Raw genomic sequence first — 16,824 nt, 5'->3', positions numbered from 1 at the left:
TGATCRATCACCGAACAGGTCGCCGTCTGCCGCCTCGCCCTTGGGCTCGGTGGTGAACTGGTCCATGTACTGGATCGCGTAGCTGGTGCCGCACAGTTGCCCGGCCATGTTGTGCAGGGTGCCGGTCTTGCCCATGCGCCCGGAACGTTTGGTCTCGAATTCACGCTGCGGGATGCCGGCAAATTCAGGCATCGCCCGCACTTTCGCGCCGACGATTTTGGCGGTGCGCTGGGCGCCGTATGGCGTCCAGTGTTGGTCGCCGCGGAAGTAGAAATCGTGGGCCGGCAATTCATCCGGCAGTTGCTCGTTGGTCAGCGGCGACAGGTCCGGTACGACGTAGCCCATCTTGGCGAAGCGCCCGAGCATGGTCTTGTAATTGCCCAGGGCCTTGTCGAAATCGAACCTGGCTTTCTCTTCAGGGTTGAGCTTGTTGCGGTTCACCAAGCCACGGGTCGGCTGGTAGACCACCACCAGTTCCACGCCCTTGCTCTTGAACGCATCGTGCAGCTGCTGCATGCGTTTGTAGCCGGCGGGGCTGGTGTCGAATTCGGTGCGCAGGTCTTCCTGGGTCCGGAACAGCCAGTCGCCCTGGGCTTGCACCAGGGTGGTGAAGTTCTGCTGGTAGCGCGTGGTGTAGTTCTTCGCGTCGTGGGCGGCCGGGCACAGGCTGCAGCACGGTTCGGCGGTGAAGGTTGGCGCCTTGATTTCGTCGGCGCGCACGCCCTGGCTGGCCGCGAGCAGGCCGAGGGTCAAACCCGAAAGGCTGAGCAGTTTGATCATGTGTGGGTGCATAAAGGTCATCCTCAGTCCTGCATTTCGGTCTGGCGTTCGACAGGGTCGATCAGCACGGCTTTCTTCTGGCGTACCAGCAAGTCGAGGATCTCTTCCTGGCGATCGCCAAGAACGCCCGAGAAGCTGATGCCACTGGATTTGGTCGGCGCAAGCATCGATACGCGGTACAGCTCGACGCTCAACGGCGAGTCGATGGACAGCGGCCCGCTGCCGTTGGCGGCCAGTTCACCGCCGACCACGATCAGCGAGACCTTGGTGTCGAACGGGTCGAGGGCGATGTCGCGGTCGGTGTCGGTCAAATCCTTGATGTGGCCGTACACGCCGGTCAGCCCGTTGGCCATGGCAACGTTCTCGTACAGGCGAATGTTCACGCTGTTACGCACGCGGATGCCGTGGCGACGGTTGCTGATCACCTTGTTGCCCCACAGCAGGTTATCGCCGCTCTCATAGAGGGTGATGCCGTCGGTGTGGTTGCGGTAGATCTCGTTGTCGGCGATCAGGTTGTTGACGCTGTTACGGTCGATCACCAGGCCCGAGAGCTTGTTGTCGAAGCTGCGGTTGTTGAAGATGAAGCTGTCGTTCACTTCCCGGGAAATGATGATGCCGTGCTTCTTCTTCGTGCCGTAGACGGTGTTGTCGGTGATGATCAGGCCGTGTGAACGGTCGTGGGGGTCAATGCCGTAGACGATGTTGTCCTTGTAGGTATTGCCCTTGAGCACAAAGCCGGTGGTTTCGTAGCAGTAGAAGCCGTACCACATGTCCGAGAACTCGGAGTCGACGATCCAGCCCGTCGGTTCAGGACGCTTGAGCACCTTGGCCATGTTCGGCGTGTATTGGGAAATACTCACGCCATACGACTTACTGTTGGCGTAGCCGAAACTGGCCATCTTGCTGTTGGCGATGTAGGTCTCGGTGCCGCCCCAGGCCAGCAGGAACGGACGGAATTCCTTGGGCGACTGGAAGGTCGCCGGGCCGTTGGTCTTCTCGCGCCAGCCGGTGATTCTGGTGTCACGCACAAACAGTTGGCCGTCGTTGATCAGGAACGAACCGGCTTCCTGGGACAGGCGCAGCTCTTGAGTCTGCTTGTCGATTTCGAGGATGCCTTTACGGCCCACCACGATCGGCAACTTGGCCAGGAACACCCCCGGCGAGGTTTCGCTGAAGTACTGCTTGGGCACTTTCTTCAGCAGGTCCTTGAGGTTCATGTAGCCGTCGTCGACAAAGATCGCCTGGGGAATGCCGTGCTGGCGCACTACCCATTCGGCCATCTTGTTGTCGCCGCCGATGAAGTCCTTCAGGGCGTCTTCCTGCATCATCCGGCGGATGCTGATTTTGCCTGGCTTGGTACGCACGATCTTTTTCGCGATATTGGCCGCGGTGTAGCCGGACACGTCCGGCAGCGCAGGCTTGGCCATCTCCAGCGGCTCGGTCGGCGGGCTGGAGATGGTGTAGGTCTTGGCCTGTTGCAGCTCTTTGGCGATGGTCGGCGCTTTGTCGGCGAAGGCCGAGGCGCTGGCCAGCAGCATGGCCGCGACGAGCAGGCTTTGAGACTTCATTGCGCAGGCTCCCATCAGAACTTCCAGATCACGTCGACAAAGGCGCGATGCATGTACGAGTCGACCTGGCTGCCATAGGCGTCGCCCGGCTTGAACACGCCTGCACGGAAGCGCACCAGGGCCGACGGCTCGTCGATCGACTGGCTGAGCCCGGCCGGCAGCAGGCCTTTCTTGAAGTACTTGGTGACCACCAGGTCCATCTCCTGGCCGAGATCTTTCTTGCCGTCTTCAAGCGGCAGGGACGTGCTGGACAGGATCGCGCCGGTCACGTCATCGGTGTTGTTCTGCACGGCATCGATGCCGTTGCTGCCCACCGGCTTGTTGCCGTCTACGCGCCAGAACTTGTGGTACACAAGGCTTGCGTCATAGTCCTCGCGCAGCTGCCAGGACCCGAACAGGCTCATGGACTGCATGTTGTTCATCTCGCCGCGAAACGCTTCGCCGAAGCGGTGGACGCGGGACTGGGTACCGGTCCAGTTCGAACGGTTGCTTTGCAGGCCGTTCTGCTCGTATTCGGCACTGGCGCGGGAGTAGGCCGCGCCCACTTGCCACTGCGGGTCGAGGCGCAGGCGCACACCCAGGTCGGTGGCCCAGCCATTCACGTCATCGCTGCGTTTGGCATTGGCGGGGCGGGTGCCGTCGGCGTTCAAGGCGTTGACCGTGTCGCGGTCGCCCTGCATGCCGGTGACGCTCGCCCAGTAGTTGACGGTGTTGGTGTTGCGCCAGTTATAGGCATCGCTGTTGGCTTCGATGCCGAGCCAGGTCAGGTCGCCGTTCTCGCGCTTGTCCAGCGAGTCGGTGGCCACGCCCGGTTCCGGGTAGTCGAGCTTGCCGTCATCATGGGTGTGGTGAGCGCGCAGGCCGATCCACTGGCCTGGCGTCCACTGATAGGCGGCGTCGGCGTACAGGTGCTGACGGTCCTTGTCCTTGGGCGACAGTTCCTTGAGGTCGGTGCGGTATTCGCTGAAGCGCTCGGCGACGCCGACATTGGCCTTGAGCAAGGTGGTGTCGAAGGTCCAGTTCAGCGCTTCGATATTGGTGTCGCGCCATTGGCCGTCGTCATTGCGCAGGCGTTGGCGACCGAGCTTGAGGATCTCGCCGGGGTAGGGCGTGAAGCCGCCATAGGCGACCCAGAACTCGCGCATCGCCAGGTAGTTCTTCTTGCTCTTGCGGTCGTCATTGCTGGTCTGTTGAGTGGCGTCATCCGAGGACTGTTGCAGGGTGTCGGTCTCGATGATGTCGCTGGAGGTCACGGCCTGGCCCATGGCGTAGGCGCTCCAGTTGCCGCTTTCACCGTAGATCCACGGGCGCAGGTCAAGGCCGATGCCGTTGACGTCGCCGCCTTTCTGGGTGCCCAGGTCGCGGTCATCTTCGGACTGGCCGGTGACTTTGACTTCCAGGCCGAAGTTCTTGGCTTCGGTCAGCGCCGCCAGGGTCGGGCACGACCACAGCAGGGCGAAGGTCAGGCCGATACCGGCCTTGACGAATGGGTTGAGCTTCATAGGGATTCCTCGCCGTCTTCTTCTTGCAGGGCGTGCAATTGCAGCGTGCTTTGGGCCAGGGTGCCGCGCACGGCCAGCTCCTGTTGCACCAGGCGTTGGCCTTCGGCGCGTTGTTCCGGGGTCAGCGGCGCTTCGAGCTGGGTCGCCAGGTCGTTGGCTTCCGGCGTGTCCTGGGCCTTGGCCAACTGGCTGAAGACATAGGCGTTAAGCGGGTCGGGCTTGGTGCCCTTGCCTTGGGAAAACAGCTGGGCAATCGCGAAGTCGGCGCTGTTCTGGCCGTTGCGCGCAGCGGTCAACAGATGGTCCAGGGCCTTTTGCGAATAGACCTTGCCCAGGTAGCCACGGCGGTAGATCTGGCCGAGGTAGTAGTCGGCGGCGACTTCGCGGCCGACGGCTTTCTGGAAGTGTTCTTCGGCGGCCTTGGCGTCAGCCGGGACCCACTTGCCTTCGTAGTAGAGCTTGCCCAGCAACAGTTCGGCGCGGGGCTGGTCGGCGGCGCGGCCGTTGTCGAGGTACTTCATCATCTGGTCGACGTCGCCCAGTTCCGGGAAGTCGTAGAGCAGTTGCGCCAGGCTGACCCAGGAGGCCGGGTAGCCGGGGGCGATTTTTTCCAGCAGGGCCTGGGCGGTTTTTTCGTCGGTCTTGCCCAGGCTTGCATCACCCAGTACACGAGCCACGCTGTCGACCCGTTGGGCGGTGACGGTGCCGCGGCTGTAGCCGGCTTCCATCTGCTTGAGCAGGTCGGCCTGTTTTTCCGGCTCGGCTTTTTTCTGGTAGACCGTGGCCAGCTCGACGTAGCAGATATCGGTGGTGTTCAGCGCCGCCTTGCAGATGCTTTCCACTTCATCCAGGTGCTGGTCGTAGGTGTCCTGGGTGCGATACAGCAGCACCTGGGCGAGACCGGCTTCCGGGTAACCCGAGGCGCGCCATTTGCTGATCTGCTGCTGGGCGTTGATGTTCGGGAAACTGTGCGGGTATTGCAGGTAGAGCATTGCCAGCGGGATCAGGGTGTTGCCTTCGCCATTGGCAAAGGCTCTTTTCAGCAGGCCTTCGGCTTCATGGTGTTCGGCTTCGGTCGCGCCGGGCTTGGCCACCAGCAGGCGGCCCAGGCGTGCCTGGGCACGAGGCGAGGTATCGGCGGCCGCGCGGTACGTCGCTTCGGCCTGCTTGATTTGCTCGGGGTCGCGGGTGCCGACCTGGATATCCGCCAGGCCCACTTGGGCCTCGCTGTAGCCCAAATCCGCGAGCTGCTGGTAGTTCTGCTGGGCAGTGACGGTGTCGCCACGTTTCAGCGCTTCATTGGCCAGGCGTTGGTCGGGCAGGCCGGCGCAACCGGCGAGGCTGACCGCAACAGCCAGCAACGCCGCAGTTCCCATGTGGGAGCGGGCTTGCTCGCGAAGGGGCCCTGTCAGTTGATGCATGTGTTGGCTGACACACTGCTTTCGCGAGCAAGCCCGCTCCCACAGGGATTGCGGTGTTTTTGAGAGAGTCATCACAGGCATGTCCTCTGCTTACAGACCGTTGGCCATGGCTTTGTCGATCAGCCAGTTCAGGGACGGGCCGCGATCGCTGGTCACTTCAACCGGGCGACCGGCGTAGGTGCTGTCCAGCGGGGCGTCGGGTTTGATCTGCACGCGGATGTCGGAGGACATTTCGCTGCTGTTCAGGCTGGTGCTGCTGACGATGGTGCCGGTGCGTACCTGCTCTTCATCCGCTACCTGGAAGTTCACGCGGGTGCCCGGGCGAACGTCGGCAAACTGGCGATAGGAGAAGCGCGCATCAACGTTGGCCTGGCTGCCGCGTGGCACCAGTTGGAAGATCACGTCGCCCTTGCTGGCGTACTGACCGTCTGCGACCAGTTGCTGGGCCACGACGCAGTCGCAAGGGGAGGTGAGGGTGCCGGTCATTTGCTTGCCGAACAGCTCTTCGACCTTGGCCGGTTGCAGCTGGTCTTCGTCCAGATGGCCCTTGAGTACGTCGAGCATGCTGGTGCTGAAGGTTGCCAATGGCGCGCCTTTGGCGGCGACCGCATCGCCTTTGATCAGGCTTTGCACGGTGCCATCGCGGGGCATGGTCACGTTCATCCCGGGCACGCTCACCAGGCCGGAGGTGGCGTGGCTGACGAAGTACATGCCGTACACCGATTTGACCACGAAGCCGAATGCCGCCAGGCCCACCACGAAGATCCCGAGGCTGAAAGTCACCGCCCGCAGGCGGCCACCGACGCTCATGTTGCTGCCGCCGTCCTTGACCTTGCGCGCCTTGGTGAAGTTGTCGCGTTGCAGGGTTGCCAGCACGTCACCCATGGTCACGATGTCACCGGCCAGGTGCGAGGTGATCAGGTGGCGCAGGGTGGAGATGTCTTGTGCATCGAGGTTCTGGAACTGGCAACCGGTGCGGCCGGTCTGGCGGTCGTAGGAGCGAATCTGCAGCTCGACGTCCATCGCCAGGCCCAGGTTGTCGATCACGAACTGCAAGCGACCCTTGTGCACATCGCCGACTTTCAGCGGCTGCTGCGGGGCGTTGAAGGCCAGGCCGCCGGCTGACAGGTCGATCACCCGCACTTCCATCGGTGTTTGATCGGCGCCGAAGAAGCGCAGCTTGGCCGGGATTTTGACCCGGGCGTGTTGGCGCTGGGCTTCGGATTCGTGGACAACGTTGGCGTTTACTGGGCTATTCATGGTGTTTAGTTCCTAGTTAATTCAGGCTTGGCAGGGTCAAACCATCATCAGCAACACGGCGACGAAAATGCTGCCGGCGGAGAAGGTCATGGTCCGAGACGACCAGGTGTTGAACCAACGTTGAAAGCTGGCCAAATCGCGGGTCAGTTTGGTGTCCTGGCGGGTCCAGGACTGTTGATCAAGGCGGAAGAACACGTAGATCTTCACCAGCGCGCCCATGATCTGGTTGTAATAGAGAATCACCGGGTAAGCCGGGCCGATCTTGTGGCCGGAGCACGACAGCAGCAGGGTCAGAATCAGGCGGGTGATGCCGATCCACAGCAGGTAGGCGAGGATGAACGCGCCGCCGTATTTGAAGGTGGCGATGATCGCCACGGTCAGCCCCAGCAGAGAGGTCCACATCGACACGCGTTGATCAAACAGCACGATGCTGGTGAACAGGCCCAGGCGACGCATACCCAGGCCCAGGGCACGTGAGTTCTGGCGCAGGTTGTTGCCGTACCAGCGGAACATCAGTTTGCGGCTGGCCTTGATAAAGCTCTTTTCCGGCGGGTGTTCCACGGTGTGGATCGCGGCGTCCGGTACGTAGAAAGTGTCGTAGCCCAGGCGCATCAGGCTGAACCAGCTGGACTTGTCGTCACCGGTCAAAAACTTGAAGCGGCCCAGGCGCCAGTGTTGCAGCGAGTCGCTTTCCACATCGGCAATGAAGCCCGGGTCGGTGACCACGTTGGCGCGGAATACCGACATGCGGCCGGTCATGGTCAGCACGCGTTTGGACAGGGCCATGGAGCACATGTTGATGTGGCGCTGGGCGAAGCGCAGCTTGTGCCACTCGCTCATGATGTAGCCGCCGCGCACTTCGCAGAACTCGTTGGTGGTCAGGCCGCCGACATTGCCGAACAGCTGGAACCACGGCACGGTCTTGCGCACTACGCCCTCGGCGAGCACGGTGTCGCCATCGATCACGGCCACTACGGCACGGTCGTCCGGCAGGTGGCGGGAGATGGCGCGAAAACCGAAGGCCAGGCCGTCACGCTTGCCGGTACCGGCGATGCGCACGAAGTCCAGTTTGACGTGGTCGGGCGGGTTCATCCTGGCCCACAGGCTCTTGACCAGCAGCTCATCGGACATTTCCACCAGGGAGCAGACCACGGTGGTAGGGAAGCCACATTCGATGGCCTCGCGGATCACCGAGCTGTAGACCTGGGCCGTGGTCAGCGCGTCGATCCGAAAGCTGGTAACCATCAGGAATACGTGGGACGGGTCTGCCGCCTTGCCCAGCTTGCGCACTTTGCGCCGCAGGTGCGGGTAGACCACGTACAGGAACAGCATGCCGCGAAAGAAATGCGTAGCACCCATCGAGTAGCGCCAGATACCGACGGCGCCAATCAGGAAAATAAAATTCTTCGACTCTGAGTCGAACGTACTCGCCGGCAACAGCAGGGCGAGTCCCATCAGCAGGCTCAGGAAAAACAGCCAGCCGGCAGATTGGAGGAGTACGTGTTTTAACTTGGACATAGGCGTCATTCCGCAGGTGAAGGAGGTTTCAAGCAGCAAGCGCCGGGGATCAGGACGCTTGCCGCTTGAAACTTGCCGTTGCTGTTACCAGCAAATGCCTTCGGTACGGCCGCTCACGCTGGTGGCCTTGGACATGAAGCCCACCAGGTCGACCACTTGCTTGCCGTGGGGGGCGTTGTGCGCCAGGGCACGGAACTTCTCGTCGCGGTTGCCCAGGATGATCACGTCGGAGTTGTTGATCACTTCGTCGAAGTCCGAGTTGAGCAGGGACGACACGTGAGGGATCTTGCCTTCGATGTAGTCCTTGTTGGCGCCGTGCACGCGAGCGTATTCGACGTTGCTGTCGTAGATGCTCAGGTCGAAACCCTTGCCGATCAGCATTTCTGCCAGTTCCACCAGCGGGCTTTCGCGCAGGTCATCGGTGCCGGCCTTGAAGCTCAGGCCCAGCAGGGCGACTTTGCGTTTGTCATGGCTGGAGACGATGTCGAAAGCGTTTTGCACCTGGGACTCGTTGCTGCGCATCAGCGAGTTGAGCAGCGGCGCATCCACGTCCAGGGAACCTGCGCGGTATGTCAGGGCGCGCACGTCCTTGGGCAGGCAGGAACCGCCGAAGGCAAAGCCCGGGCGCATGTAGTACTGGGACAGGTTGAGGGTCTTGTCCTGGCAGACCACTTCCATCACTTCGCGACCGTCGACACCCACCGCCTTGGCGATGTTGCCGATCTCGTTGGCGAAGGTCACTTTGGTCGCATGCCAGACGTTGCAGGTGTACTTGATCATCTCGGCGACGGCGATGTCCTTGCGGATGATCGGCGCGTCGAGTTCTTCGTACAGCGACTGCAGAACATCGCCGGAAGCGGTGTCGAATTCACCGATGACGGTCATCGGCGGCAGGTCGTAGTCGGCGATGGCGGTGCTTTCACGCAGGAACTCAGGGTTTACGGCGACGCCGAAGTCGACGCCGGCTTTCTTGCCCGAGCAGTCTTCGAGAATCGGAATCACCACATTGGCCACGGTACCTGGCAGCACGGTGCTGCGGACCACGATGGTGTGACGGGAGGTCTTGTCACGCAGGACAAAACCGATCTCGCGGCACACCGATTCGATGTAGTTGAGTTCCAGGTCGCCGTTCTTCTTGCTCGGCGTGCCGACGCAAATCATCGACAGGTCGGTATCACGGATTGCCTCGGCGAAATTGGTGGTGCCGCGCAGTCGGCCGGTTTGAACGCCCTGGCTTAACAGCTCGCCCAGACCCGGTTCAACGATGGGGGATTTACCCGCGTTGATCAGGTCAATCTTTTCCTTGGAGATGTCTACGCCAACGACCTCATGGCCCCGTGCAGACAGGCAACCGGCACATACCGCGCCGACGTAACCCAAACCAAATATGCTGATGCGCATCGCATTTACCTCATTGTTAATCGTGCCACTAGATGGCCGGAGTTCATGTTTTGAAGCGTCACCCAGGCACTGGGAAGTGCGACGAATAAACGTCGGTATATCCAGTGCAGGCATACTAAAAGTCGAGTGACTAACTAATGCACTCAAGTTGTGCGCAACTTGGCCTTATTGTTGGGGCTTGCCCTGAAATGCAGCCAGCCTTCCTGGGGAAGGGCCTGGCGCCAGTGCCGCAAGGCGTTGACAGGGGCTTTGAGCCCTTATATATCAACGGCTTGGGTTGTCTCACTGACCCATACAGGTGAGCTCAGCCTTGGCCTTGTCGGAGAAAGTAGTGAAACCTTTGCGTCCGCCTTCAACTAATCAGTTGATGATTTGACCATTGAGTCAAAGTTATATGACAACTTTGCTACTTTCCTTGGTCGCCACGTAAGTCATCTCTTACATCTTCAGAGATAATCGTTACCGGTGGTATGAGCGGTGCTTTAGGACATAGTTCCTGTCCACTCATCCTGTTTCCGGAAATTTCTTGAAATATTAGGAAAGATGGCACTAGTACTATTCTGATAGCACTTGCTATTTAGGCCAGTAGTTGCGGGGAGTTGCGAGGGGTAAATAGTTTTGTGCCACTACTGTTTTAAAAAAGTGGTGCCACTACGAAAAAAATTGACGAATGTCGAGTGAAATAAATGTTAGGGAATCTGAAGAATTATTTTTGACGCCAAATAAATGGCGAATTCGGAATTGGAATGCAAACAAAATGTGGGAGCGGGCTTGCTCGCGAAAGCGGCGTGTCAGGCAATAAAGGCATCGACTGAACCACCGCTTTCGCGAGCAAGCCCGCTCCCACATTTGGATCTTCGTTGTCAGGTTATTCCGGTGCGTGATCCCGCAGGAACACCAGGTTATCCGGCTTCGACTGCTCCGCATTGAAGCGATAACCCTGCACGTCAAACTCCTTGAGTCGGGCCGGGTCGTTGATGCGTTCTTCAATCACAAAGCGGCTCATCATGCCCCGGGCCTTCTTGGCGTAGAAGCTGATGATCTTGTACTGGCCGTTTTTCAGGTCCTTGAACTCGGTGTTGATGATTCGCGCATTCAATGCCGGGCGTTTGACTGCCGAGAAGTACTCGTTGGACGCGAGGTTGAGCAGCACGTCATCGCCTTGTTCGGCCAGGGCTTCGTTGAGCCACTCGCTGATGCGGGTGCCCCAGAAAGCGTACAGGTCCTTGCCACGGGCGTTGGGCAGTTTGGTGCCCATTTCGAGGCGGTACGGCATCATCAGGTCCAGCGGCCGCAGCAGGCCGTACAGGCCGGAGAGCATGCGCAGGTGGTCCTGGGCGTAGGTGAAATCGGCGTCCTTGAGGGTTTCGGCGTTGAGGCCGGTGTAGACGTCGCCCTTGAATGCCAGCAGGGCTTGTTTGGCGTTGGCGGGGGTGAAGGCGGGGGTCCAGCTGCCGAAGCGTGCGGCGTTGAGGCCGCCGATTTTGTCGGAGACGTGCATCAGTTCGCTGATTTGCGCCGGGCTGAGTTCGCGCAGTTGTTCGATCAGCTCCTGGGAGTGGTCGAGGTATTGCGGCTGGGTGAAGCGCGGGGTGACCGGCTTTGACTCGAAATCGAGGGTTTTGGCGGGGGAAATCACCGTCAGCATGAAGTCGTCTCCTTTAATCGTGGGGGGATTCTAGGGGGTAGGGCGGTTTGACTCCACCTATGATGGTGATAGATAGCTGTGCGGTCGTTGGGGGGCATATCCGTTTCTGCGGTTACGGCGGCTTATGGTTTCGCTCTTACAGCGAGTCACTTTGCAAAAGCGTTCAAAAGTGAGCCGCTGTAAGAGCGGAACCAATACAAGCCATCACTCAAATAACGCATATACACACCAACCCAATAGCGCCCCCACACGATCGGCTATAGTGCCCGACGACTCTGGAAAGGGAGACCCTTCGTGCAAATTGCGCTTTTACTGTCAGCCTGGCTCATCTGCCTGGGCGCCCAAGCCGCCCCCGTGGATGTCGCGACCCTGGACCGCGGCACCTGGCCCGAACGCCTCAGCAGCCCCGCCCTGTTCGACGTCGCCTCACGCGCAGAAATCCTGATGTTCGCCCATACCCTGCTGGCCAGCGAAGCCCTCGACGAGCCCGCCCTCAAGCAGCGCCTGGGCCTGAAGATCATCAACCAGGCCTCGATCGACGACCTGCGCCGTCAACTCTGGCAACGGCTACTGGAAAACTACACCTTCGCCCAACAAAGCTGCGAACAGGACGCCTCCTTCTGCTACCTGGTGGAAAACATGGACGACCTGCGCGAACAAGCCGCCAAATTCGAAGTCAGCGACAACTCCTTCTATATAGGCTGGGCCGGCCCCAGCCGCGCATTCCACGAGCGCTACCTGGATGAACAGTTGCGCAAGGCCGCCCTGTTCCCCCAGATCAGCAGCGAAATCGCGCGCTTCGGCGATCACGAGCGCAACGGCGACGAACTCAACGACCGGATGTTCCTGCTGACCTTCGACAGCGGACCGTCCCCGGTCAGCGGCAATACCGACTGGCTCGCCGACTACCTGCGCAAACAGAAAATGCACAGCCTCTTCTTCGTGCTGGGCAACAGCCTGCAAACCCGCGTCGAGAAAAGCTCGGCCACCGATGTGCAGGCGCTGTACCAGGGCCAGTGCGTCGGCATCCAGGGCTGGCAGTACCGCTCCCATAGCCATTGGGTCGACTGGCAGTCGTCCATCACTCGCAGCGCCTCCCTGGCGCAAAACCTGATGCCGGAAAACTACCTGCCGCTGTTCCGCCCGCCGTACGGTCAGCGCCGGTCCGACAGCCAGGGATTTTTCCAGTCACAAGGGCTGCAAGTGGCCTTGTGGGACATCGACTCGGAAGACGAACCCGGCAAGCTCAAGGCTGATGAGTCGGCGAACCGCGTGCTCACACTGATGCTGTTGTGGCGGCGCGGGGTGATCGTCTTCCACGACACCCAGGACAAGGCGCGCATCGCTTTACCCTGGCTTTTACACGCCACCGCAGAAAGTGGACTCGGCTGGCAGGATTGCCGCGAAGCGTTTCGCTGAAAAAGCACGAAAAGCCCGGCCCTGTTGGGGCTGAGGTTTTTCAGGGGGGAATTTGGGAGGTATTTCGACACAGGCGAACTTCCGACTTTAACGGTGCAATGCCGGCGCGCCTAGTGCTATTCGTCATCCTGAAAAATAAACTTCAAAAAAGCGTCAAAGTGCTTTTTCCTGTCATGTGTTTTGCGGTATTACGAAGACAGACAGCCGAAACCTGCAACACAGGTGGCGTCTTCCAAGACACCTCTTGTGTGCACCGCACTTGACGCCCCTCAAGTGCGTTCGACGGTCGAATCGAGGCGCAGCACTGTCGCGGTATTGCGTCGACTGGCTCCCACAAAGGTGACCGAGTATGGATGATCATGGACGTAACCCTTCTTCCGACCAGCCAATCCTTTATGTGCTTGATACCAATGTACTGATTCACGATCCAAACGCACTGCTCAACTTCGAAGAACACCACGTCGCCATCCCGATGATCGTGCTTGAGGAGCTCGACAAACTCAAAAGCGGGCACCACAGCGTTGCAGCCGAATGCCGCCAGGCCATCCGCCTGATCGACAAGACCCTCGGCGAAGCCTCCCCCGACGATGTCGAGGTGGGCGTACCGATCCAGCGTGGCAAAGGCGGGCCTAAGGGCTTGCTGTCGATTCTGATGAACAAGCGCAGCGAGCCCAACAGCTTGCTGCCGGAGAATCTGAACGACAACAAAATCATCAACCAATTGATCGACCTGCACGCACGCGACAAGGACCTGCGCCTGGTGCTGGTGACCAAAGACATCAATATGCGCCTCAAGGCACGAGCGTGTGGGATCGCTGCCGAGGACTACAGTACCGACCAACTGGTTGACGACGTGTCAATGCTGTCTCGTGGTTATCACACCATGACCGGCTCGTTCTGGGATCGCGTCAGCAAGGTCGAAACCCGTCAGGACCATGGCCGCACCTGGCACCAGGTACAGCTGATCGACAACCTGCCGGCTGTGCACATCAACGAATTCATCATCGACGAACAGGGTTTTGTGGGCTGGATCAAAGAGATCCAGGTCGACAAGCTGCTGATCCTCGACCTGCATCAGGAACCCCTGTTGCACCAGGAAGCCTGGGGCCTGAAACCGCGTGATATCTACCAGAGCCTGGCGCTGTATGCCTTGCTTGATCCGGACATCCACCTGGTCAACCTGACCGGCGCCGCAGGTTCGGGGAAAACCATCCTCGCCCTGGCTGCCGCCATCGAACAGACCATGGTTACCAAACGCTATCGCCGCATCATCGCCACCCGCAGCGTGCAGGGCCTGGACCAGGAAATCGGTTTCCTGCCCGGCACCGAAGCGGAAAAAATGGAGCCGTGGCTGGGGGCGATCACCGACAACCTCGAAGCCTTGCACATGGATGACGAAAACACCCATGGCAGCGTCGATTACATCCTCAGCAAAGTGCCGTTGCAGTTCAAATCCCTCAACTACATTCGAGGTCGCAGCTTCCAGCAGAGCCTGATTTTGATCGATGAATGCCAGAACCTCACGCCGCACCAGATGAAAACCATCATCACCCGTGCCGGCGCCGGTTCCAAAGTGGTGTGCCTGGGCAACCTGGCACAGATCGACACCCCTTACCTGTCCGCGACCAGCTCCGGGCTGACTTACTTGACGGAACGCTTCAAGGACTTCCCGAACGGCGTGCACATCGCCTTGCAAGGTGTCCCTCGTTCGATTCTGGCCGAATACGCCGAATCTCACCTGTAACCACGGTCAATGTGGGAGCTGGCTTGCCTGCGATAGCATCACCTCGGTGTAACTGACATACCGAGGTGCCTGCATCGCGGGCAAGCCCGACTCCCACAAAAGCCAGCTCCCACATTTGATCGGCGTTGGGTTTACAATCGGAGCTCCTGATCAGGAGTATCCCTGTGCTGACTCATCTCGATTCCCAAGGTCGCGCCCACATGGTCGACGTCACTGAAAAAGCCGTGACGTTCCGTGAAGCCGTGGCCGAAGCGCGGGTGCGCATGTTGCCCGAGACCCTGAAAATGATTGTCGACGGCGCCCACCCCAAGGGCGACGTGTTTGCCGTGGCCCGTATCGCCGGGATCCAGGCCGCAAAAAAAACCAGTGATCTGATTCCCCTGTGCCACCCGTTGATGCTCACCGGGGTCAAGGTCGAGCTCAGTGCCGATGGCCTGGACGCGGTGCGCATCGTCGCCCGCTGCAAACTCTCCGGGCAGACCGGCGTGGAGATGGAAGCGTTGACCGCGGCCAGTGTTGCCGCCCTGACGATCTACGACATGTGCAAGGCCGTGGACCGTGGCATGACCATCGAAACCATTCGGCTGCTGGAGAAACTCGGCGGCAAGAGCGGGCATTTCAAGGCGGACCAGGCATGAGCATCAACGTACTGTTTTTTGCGCGCTACAGCGAAGCGATTGGCCTGGACTCCCTGGAGATGGAAGGTGACTTCGCGACGGTCGACGCTGTACGCCAGGCATTGGCCGGTGACCCGGAATTCGCAGTGCTCAATGAGGCCAGCCTGATGTGCGCTCGTAACCAGGAACTGTGCGACCTTGAAGAGCCGCTGCAAGCTGGCGACGAAGTGGCATTCTTCCCGCCCGTGACCGGAGGCTGACCATGGCGATTCGGGTGCAGGCCGAGGCGTTTGATCCCGGCGCCGAGGTCAATGCGATGCATGCGGCCAATGTGGGCGTAGGCGCGGTGGTGAGTTTTGTCGGCTATGTGCGCGACTTCAATGATGGCCTGGATGTGGCGGGGATGTTCCTCGAACACTACCCGGGCATGACTGAAAAGGCTCTCGGCAAAATCGTCGTGGAGGCCGAGCAACGCTGGCCGCTGCTCAAGCTGGAAGTGTTGCATCGCATTGGCGCCCTGGAGCCGGGTGAGCCGATCGTGTTTGTTGCGGCGGCCAGCGCCCATCGTCAGGCCGCGTTCGATGCCTGCGCCTTTGTGATGGACTACCTGAAGACGCGGGCTCCGTTCTGGAAGAAGGAAAACACCAGCGAAGGGCCACGCTGGGTGGAAGGGCGCGACAGCGATCACGCAGCCGCTGACCGCTGGAAATAACGTGTGGCGAGGGAGCTTGCTGTGGGAGGGAGCTCCCTCCCCACAGCAAGCTCCCCCGCCACACAGGTCAGGTCGAGGCGTGCAGCCGGTGTGGAGAAAGCATCGCTTCGGTCAACCCGAACGCCGCCAATGCATCCGGCAACGGCTTGCCGCGCACCAGCGCCGCACTGGCCTGGCCCATCGCCGGAGACGTCTGGATCCCGTAGCCGCCCTGAGCCGCAATCCAGAATAATCCCTCCACCTGTGGATCGAACCCGCAGACCAGATCACCATCGCTGACGAAACTGCGCAGCCCGGCCCAGGTCCGCGCAGGCCGGCGGATGCTCAGGGTGGTGGCTTCCTCGATGTGATAGATGCCCGTGGCGATGTCCAGCTCTTCCGGTTGCACGTCGTGGGGCTCCACCGGGTCGGCATTGGCCGGTGAGCCGAGGAACATGCCGGCGTCGGGTTTCATATAGAACGAACCGTCGAGGGCCGCCAGCTCCGGCCATGCGTGGATGTTCAGCTCGGCGGGTGGAGAGAAGACGAACGCGCTGCGACGTTTGGGTTGCAGGCCGATTTTCTGTGCACCGGCCAACTCGCCGATATGGTCGGCCCAGGCGCCGGCGGCGTTGATGATCACCGGGGCGCTGAAGTGTTGTTGGGCCGTGCGCACTTGCCACAGTCCCTGACCGTCGCGGGTCAGTTTCTGCACGTCACTGTCGGTGTGGATTTCTCCGCCATTGCGCCGAATGCCGCGCAGGTAACCTTGATAGAGCGCATCGGTATCGATGTCACACACGGTCGGGTCGTAGATCCCGCCATGGACTTTTTCCCGGCGCAGGATCGGCATCATGGCCATCGACTCCTCGACGTCGAGCAGTCGCGTTTCTGGCACAAGGGCTTTGGCACTTAGGTACTGGCGCTGCAACTCACCGGGGTCGCCAATCAAGTCCACCAGCAATTCGCCCCGTGGGGTGAGCAATGGGTGTTCGGCAAAGCCTGCGGGCGGCTGATCGAAGAAGGCGCGGCTGCCCAGCGTCAGTGCGCGGACCTGGGGCGTGCCATAGGCGGCGATGTACAGGGCGGCGGAACGGCCGGTGGAGTGGTAACCCGGCATCGACTCGCGTTCCAGCACGATGACGCGGGCATGGTGTGACAGCCAGTAGCCGGCGGATGCGCCGGCGATGCCACCGCCGATGATGAGGTAGTCGGCCTGGTTCATGTGTTCCTCCTGGATTTGAAAATGCTGAAA

14 protein-coding genes are annotated in these 16,824 nt (G+C 60.4%); 5 read left to right on the top strand and 9 right to left on the bottom strand.

The features are described from left to right. The 8 genes from A462_RS14840 to yaaA form a co-directional block, all read right to left on the bottom strand. On the bottom strand, positions 1-792 hold a 792-nt coding region (locus tag A462_RS14840; protein WP_008435670.1), incomplete at its 3' end, for an alginate O-acetyltransferase AlgX-related protein. 11 nt (positions 793-803) lie between these two features. Continuing rightward, positions 804-2,363, bottom strand: coding sequence for a mannuronan 5-epimerase AlgG (gene algG, locus A462_RS14845; protein WP_032899433.1), 1,560 nt, complete (start codon positions 2,361-2,363; stop codon positions 804-806). Then, positions 2,363-3,850, bottom strand: coding sequence for an alginate export family protein (locus A462_RS14850; protein WP_003216288.1), 1,488 nt, complete (start codon positions 3,848-3,850; stop codon positions 2,363-2,365). Before A462_RS14850 ends, algG begins: the two co-directional genes overlap by 1 nt. Beyond that, positions 3,847-5,271, bottom strand: a complete 1,425-nt coding sequence (gene algK, locus A462_RS14855) for an alginate biosynthesis TPR repeat lipoprotein AlgK (protein WP_419202040.1) — start codon at positions 5,269-5,271, stop codon at positions 3,847-3,849. The genes A462_RS14850 and algK overlap by 4 nt, the downstream gene beginning before the upstream one ends. 90 nt (positions 5,272-5,361) lie before the next feature. Next, positions 5,362-6,531 carry an alginate biosynthesis protein Alg44 gene (locus tag A462_RS14860; protein WP_003216292.1) on the bottom strand — a complete coding sequence of 390 codons (1,170 nt, stop codon included), beginning with the start codon at positions 6,529-6,531 and terminating at the stop codon, positions 5,362-5,364. Between the two features lie 36 nt (positions 6,532-6,567). Next, positions 6,568-8,049 (bottom strand): mannuronan synthase, encoded by a 1,482-nt coding sequence (alg8, locus tag A462_RS14865; protein WP_017477650.1) that lies wholly within the window; start codon positions 8,047-8,049, stop codon positions 6,568-6,570. 84 nt (positions 8,050-8,133) lie between these two features. Then, entirely contained in the window at positions 8,134-9,450 is a 1,317-nt protein-coding gene (locus tag A462_RS14870) for a nucleotide sugar dehydrogenase (protein ID WP_003216295.1), read from the bottom strand. 868 nt (positions 9,451-10,318) lie between these two features. Beyond that, positions 10,319-11,098, bottom strand: a complete 780-nt coding sequence (gene yaaA, locus A462_RS14875) for a peroxide stress protein YaaA (protein WP_008435666.1) — start codon at positions 11,096-11,098, stop codon at positions 10,319-10,321. Between the two features lie 294 nt (positions 11,099-11,392). Here yaaA and A462_RS14880 point away from each other — a divergent pair, with 294 nt between their 5' ends. From A462_RS14880 to moaE, 5 genes are all read left to right on the top strand, one after another. Beyond that, positions 11,393-12,517: a polysaccharide deacetylase family protein gene (locus A462_RS14880; RefSeq protein WP_008435665.1), complete on the top strand. Its 1,125-nt coding sequence runs from the start codon at positions 11,393-11,395 to the stop codon at positions 12,515-12,517. Between the two features lie 349 nt (positions 12,518-12,866). Then, positions 12,867-14,261, top strand: coding sequence for a PhoH family protein (locus tag A462_RS14885; RefSeq protein ID WP_008435664.1), 1,395 nt, complete (start codon positions 12,867-12,869; stop codon positions 14,259-14,261). Positions 14,262-14,425: 164 nt separating this feature from the next. Beyond that, positions 14,426-14,899, top strand: a complete 474-nt coding sequence (gene moaC, locus A462_RS14890) for a cyclic pyranopterin monophosphate synthase MoaC (RefSeq protein ID WP_008435663.1) — start codon at positions 14,426-14,428, stop codon at positions 14,897-14,899. Beyond that, positions 14,896-15,138: a molybdopterin converting factor subunit 1 gene (gene moaD / locus A462_RS14895; RefSeq protein WP_003216306.1), complete on the top strand. Its 243-nt coding sequence runs from the start codon at positions 14,896-14,898 to the stop codon at positions 15,136-15,138. Before moaC ends, moaD begins: the two co-directional genes overlap by 4 nt. A gap of 2 nt (positions 15,139-15,140) precedes the next feature. Further along, positions 15,141-15,590: a molybdopterin synthase catalytic subunit MoaE gene (gene moaE / locus A462_RS14900; RefSeq protein WP_003216307.1), complete on the top strand. Its 450-nt coding sequence runs from the start codon at positions 15,141-15,143 to the stop codon at positions 15,588-15,590. Between the two features lie 67 nt (positions 15,591-15,657). On the opposite strand, the gene A462_RS14905 is transcribed toward moaE, so the two are convergent. After that, entirely contained in the window at positions 15,658-16,794 is a 1,137-nt protein-coding gene (locus A462_RS14905; RefSeq protein ID WP_008435662.1) for an NAD(P)/FAD-dependent oxidoreductase, read from the bottom strand. Positions 16,795-16,824: the final 30 nt, after the last annotated feature.

Origin of the sequence: Pseudomonas sp. Ag1 (assembly GCF_000278565.1) — a bacterium.
Taxonomy (GTDB): domain Bacteria; phylum Pseudomonadota; class Gammaproteobacteria; order Pseudomonadales; family Pseudomonadaceae; genus Aquipseudomonas.
The sequence above is the reverse complement of the archived record's forward strand: the minus strand, read 5'-3'. Positions and strand labels throughout refer to the sequence as shown.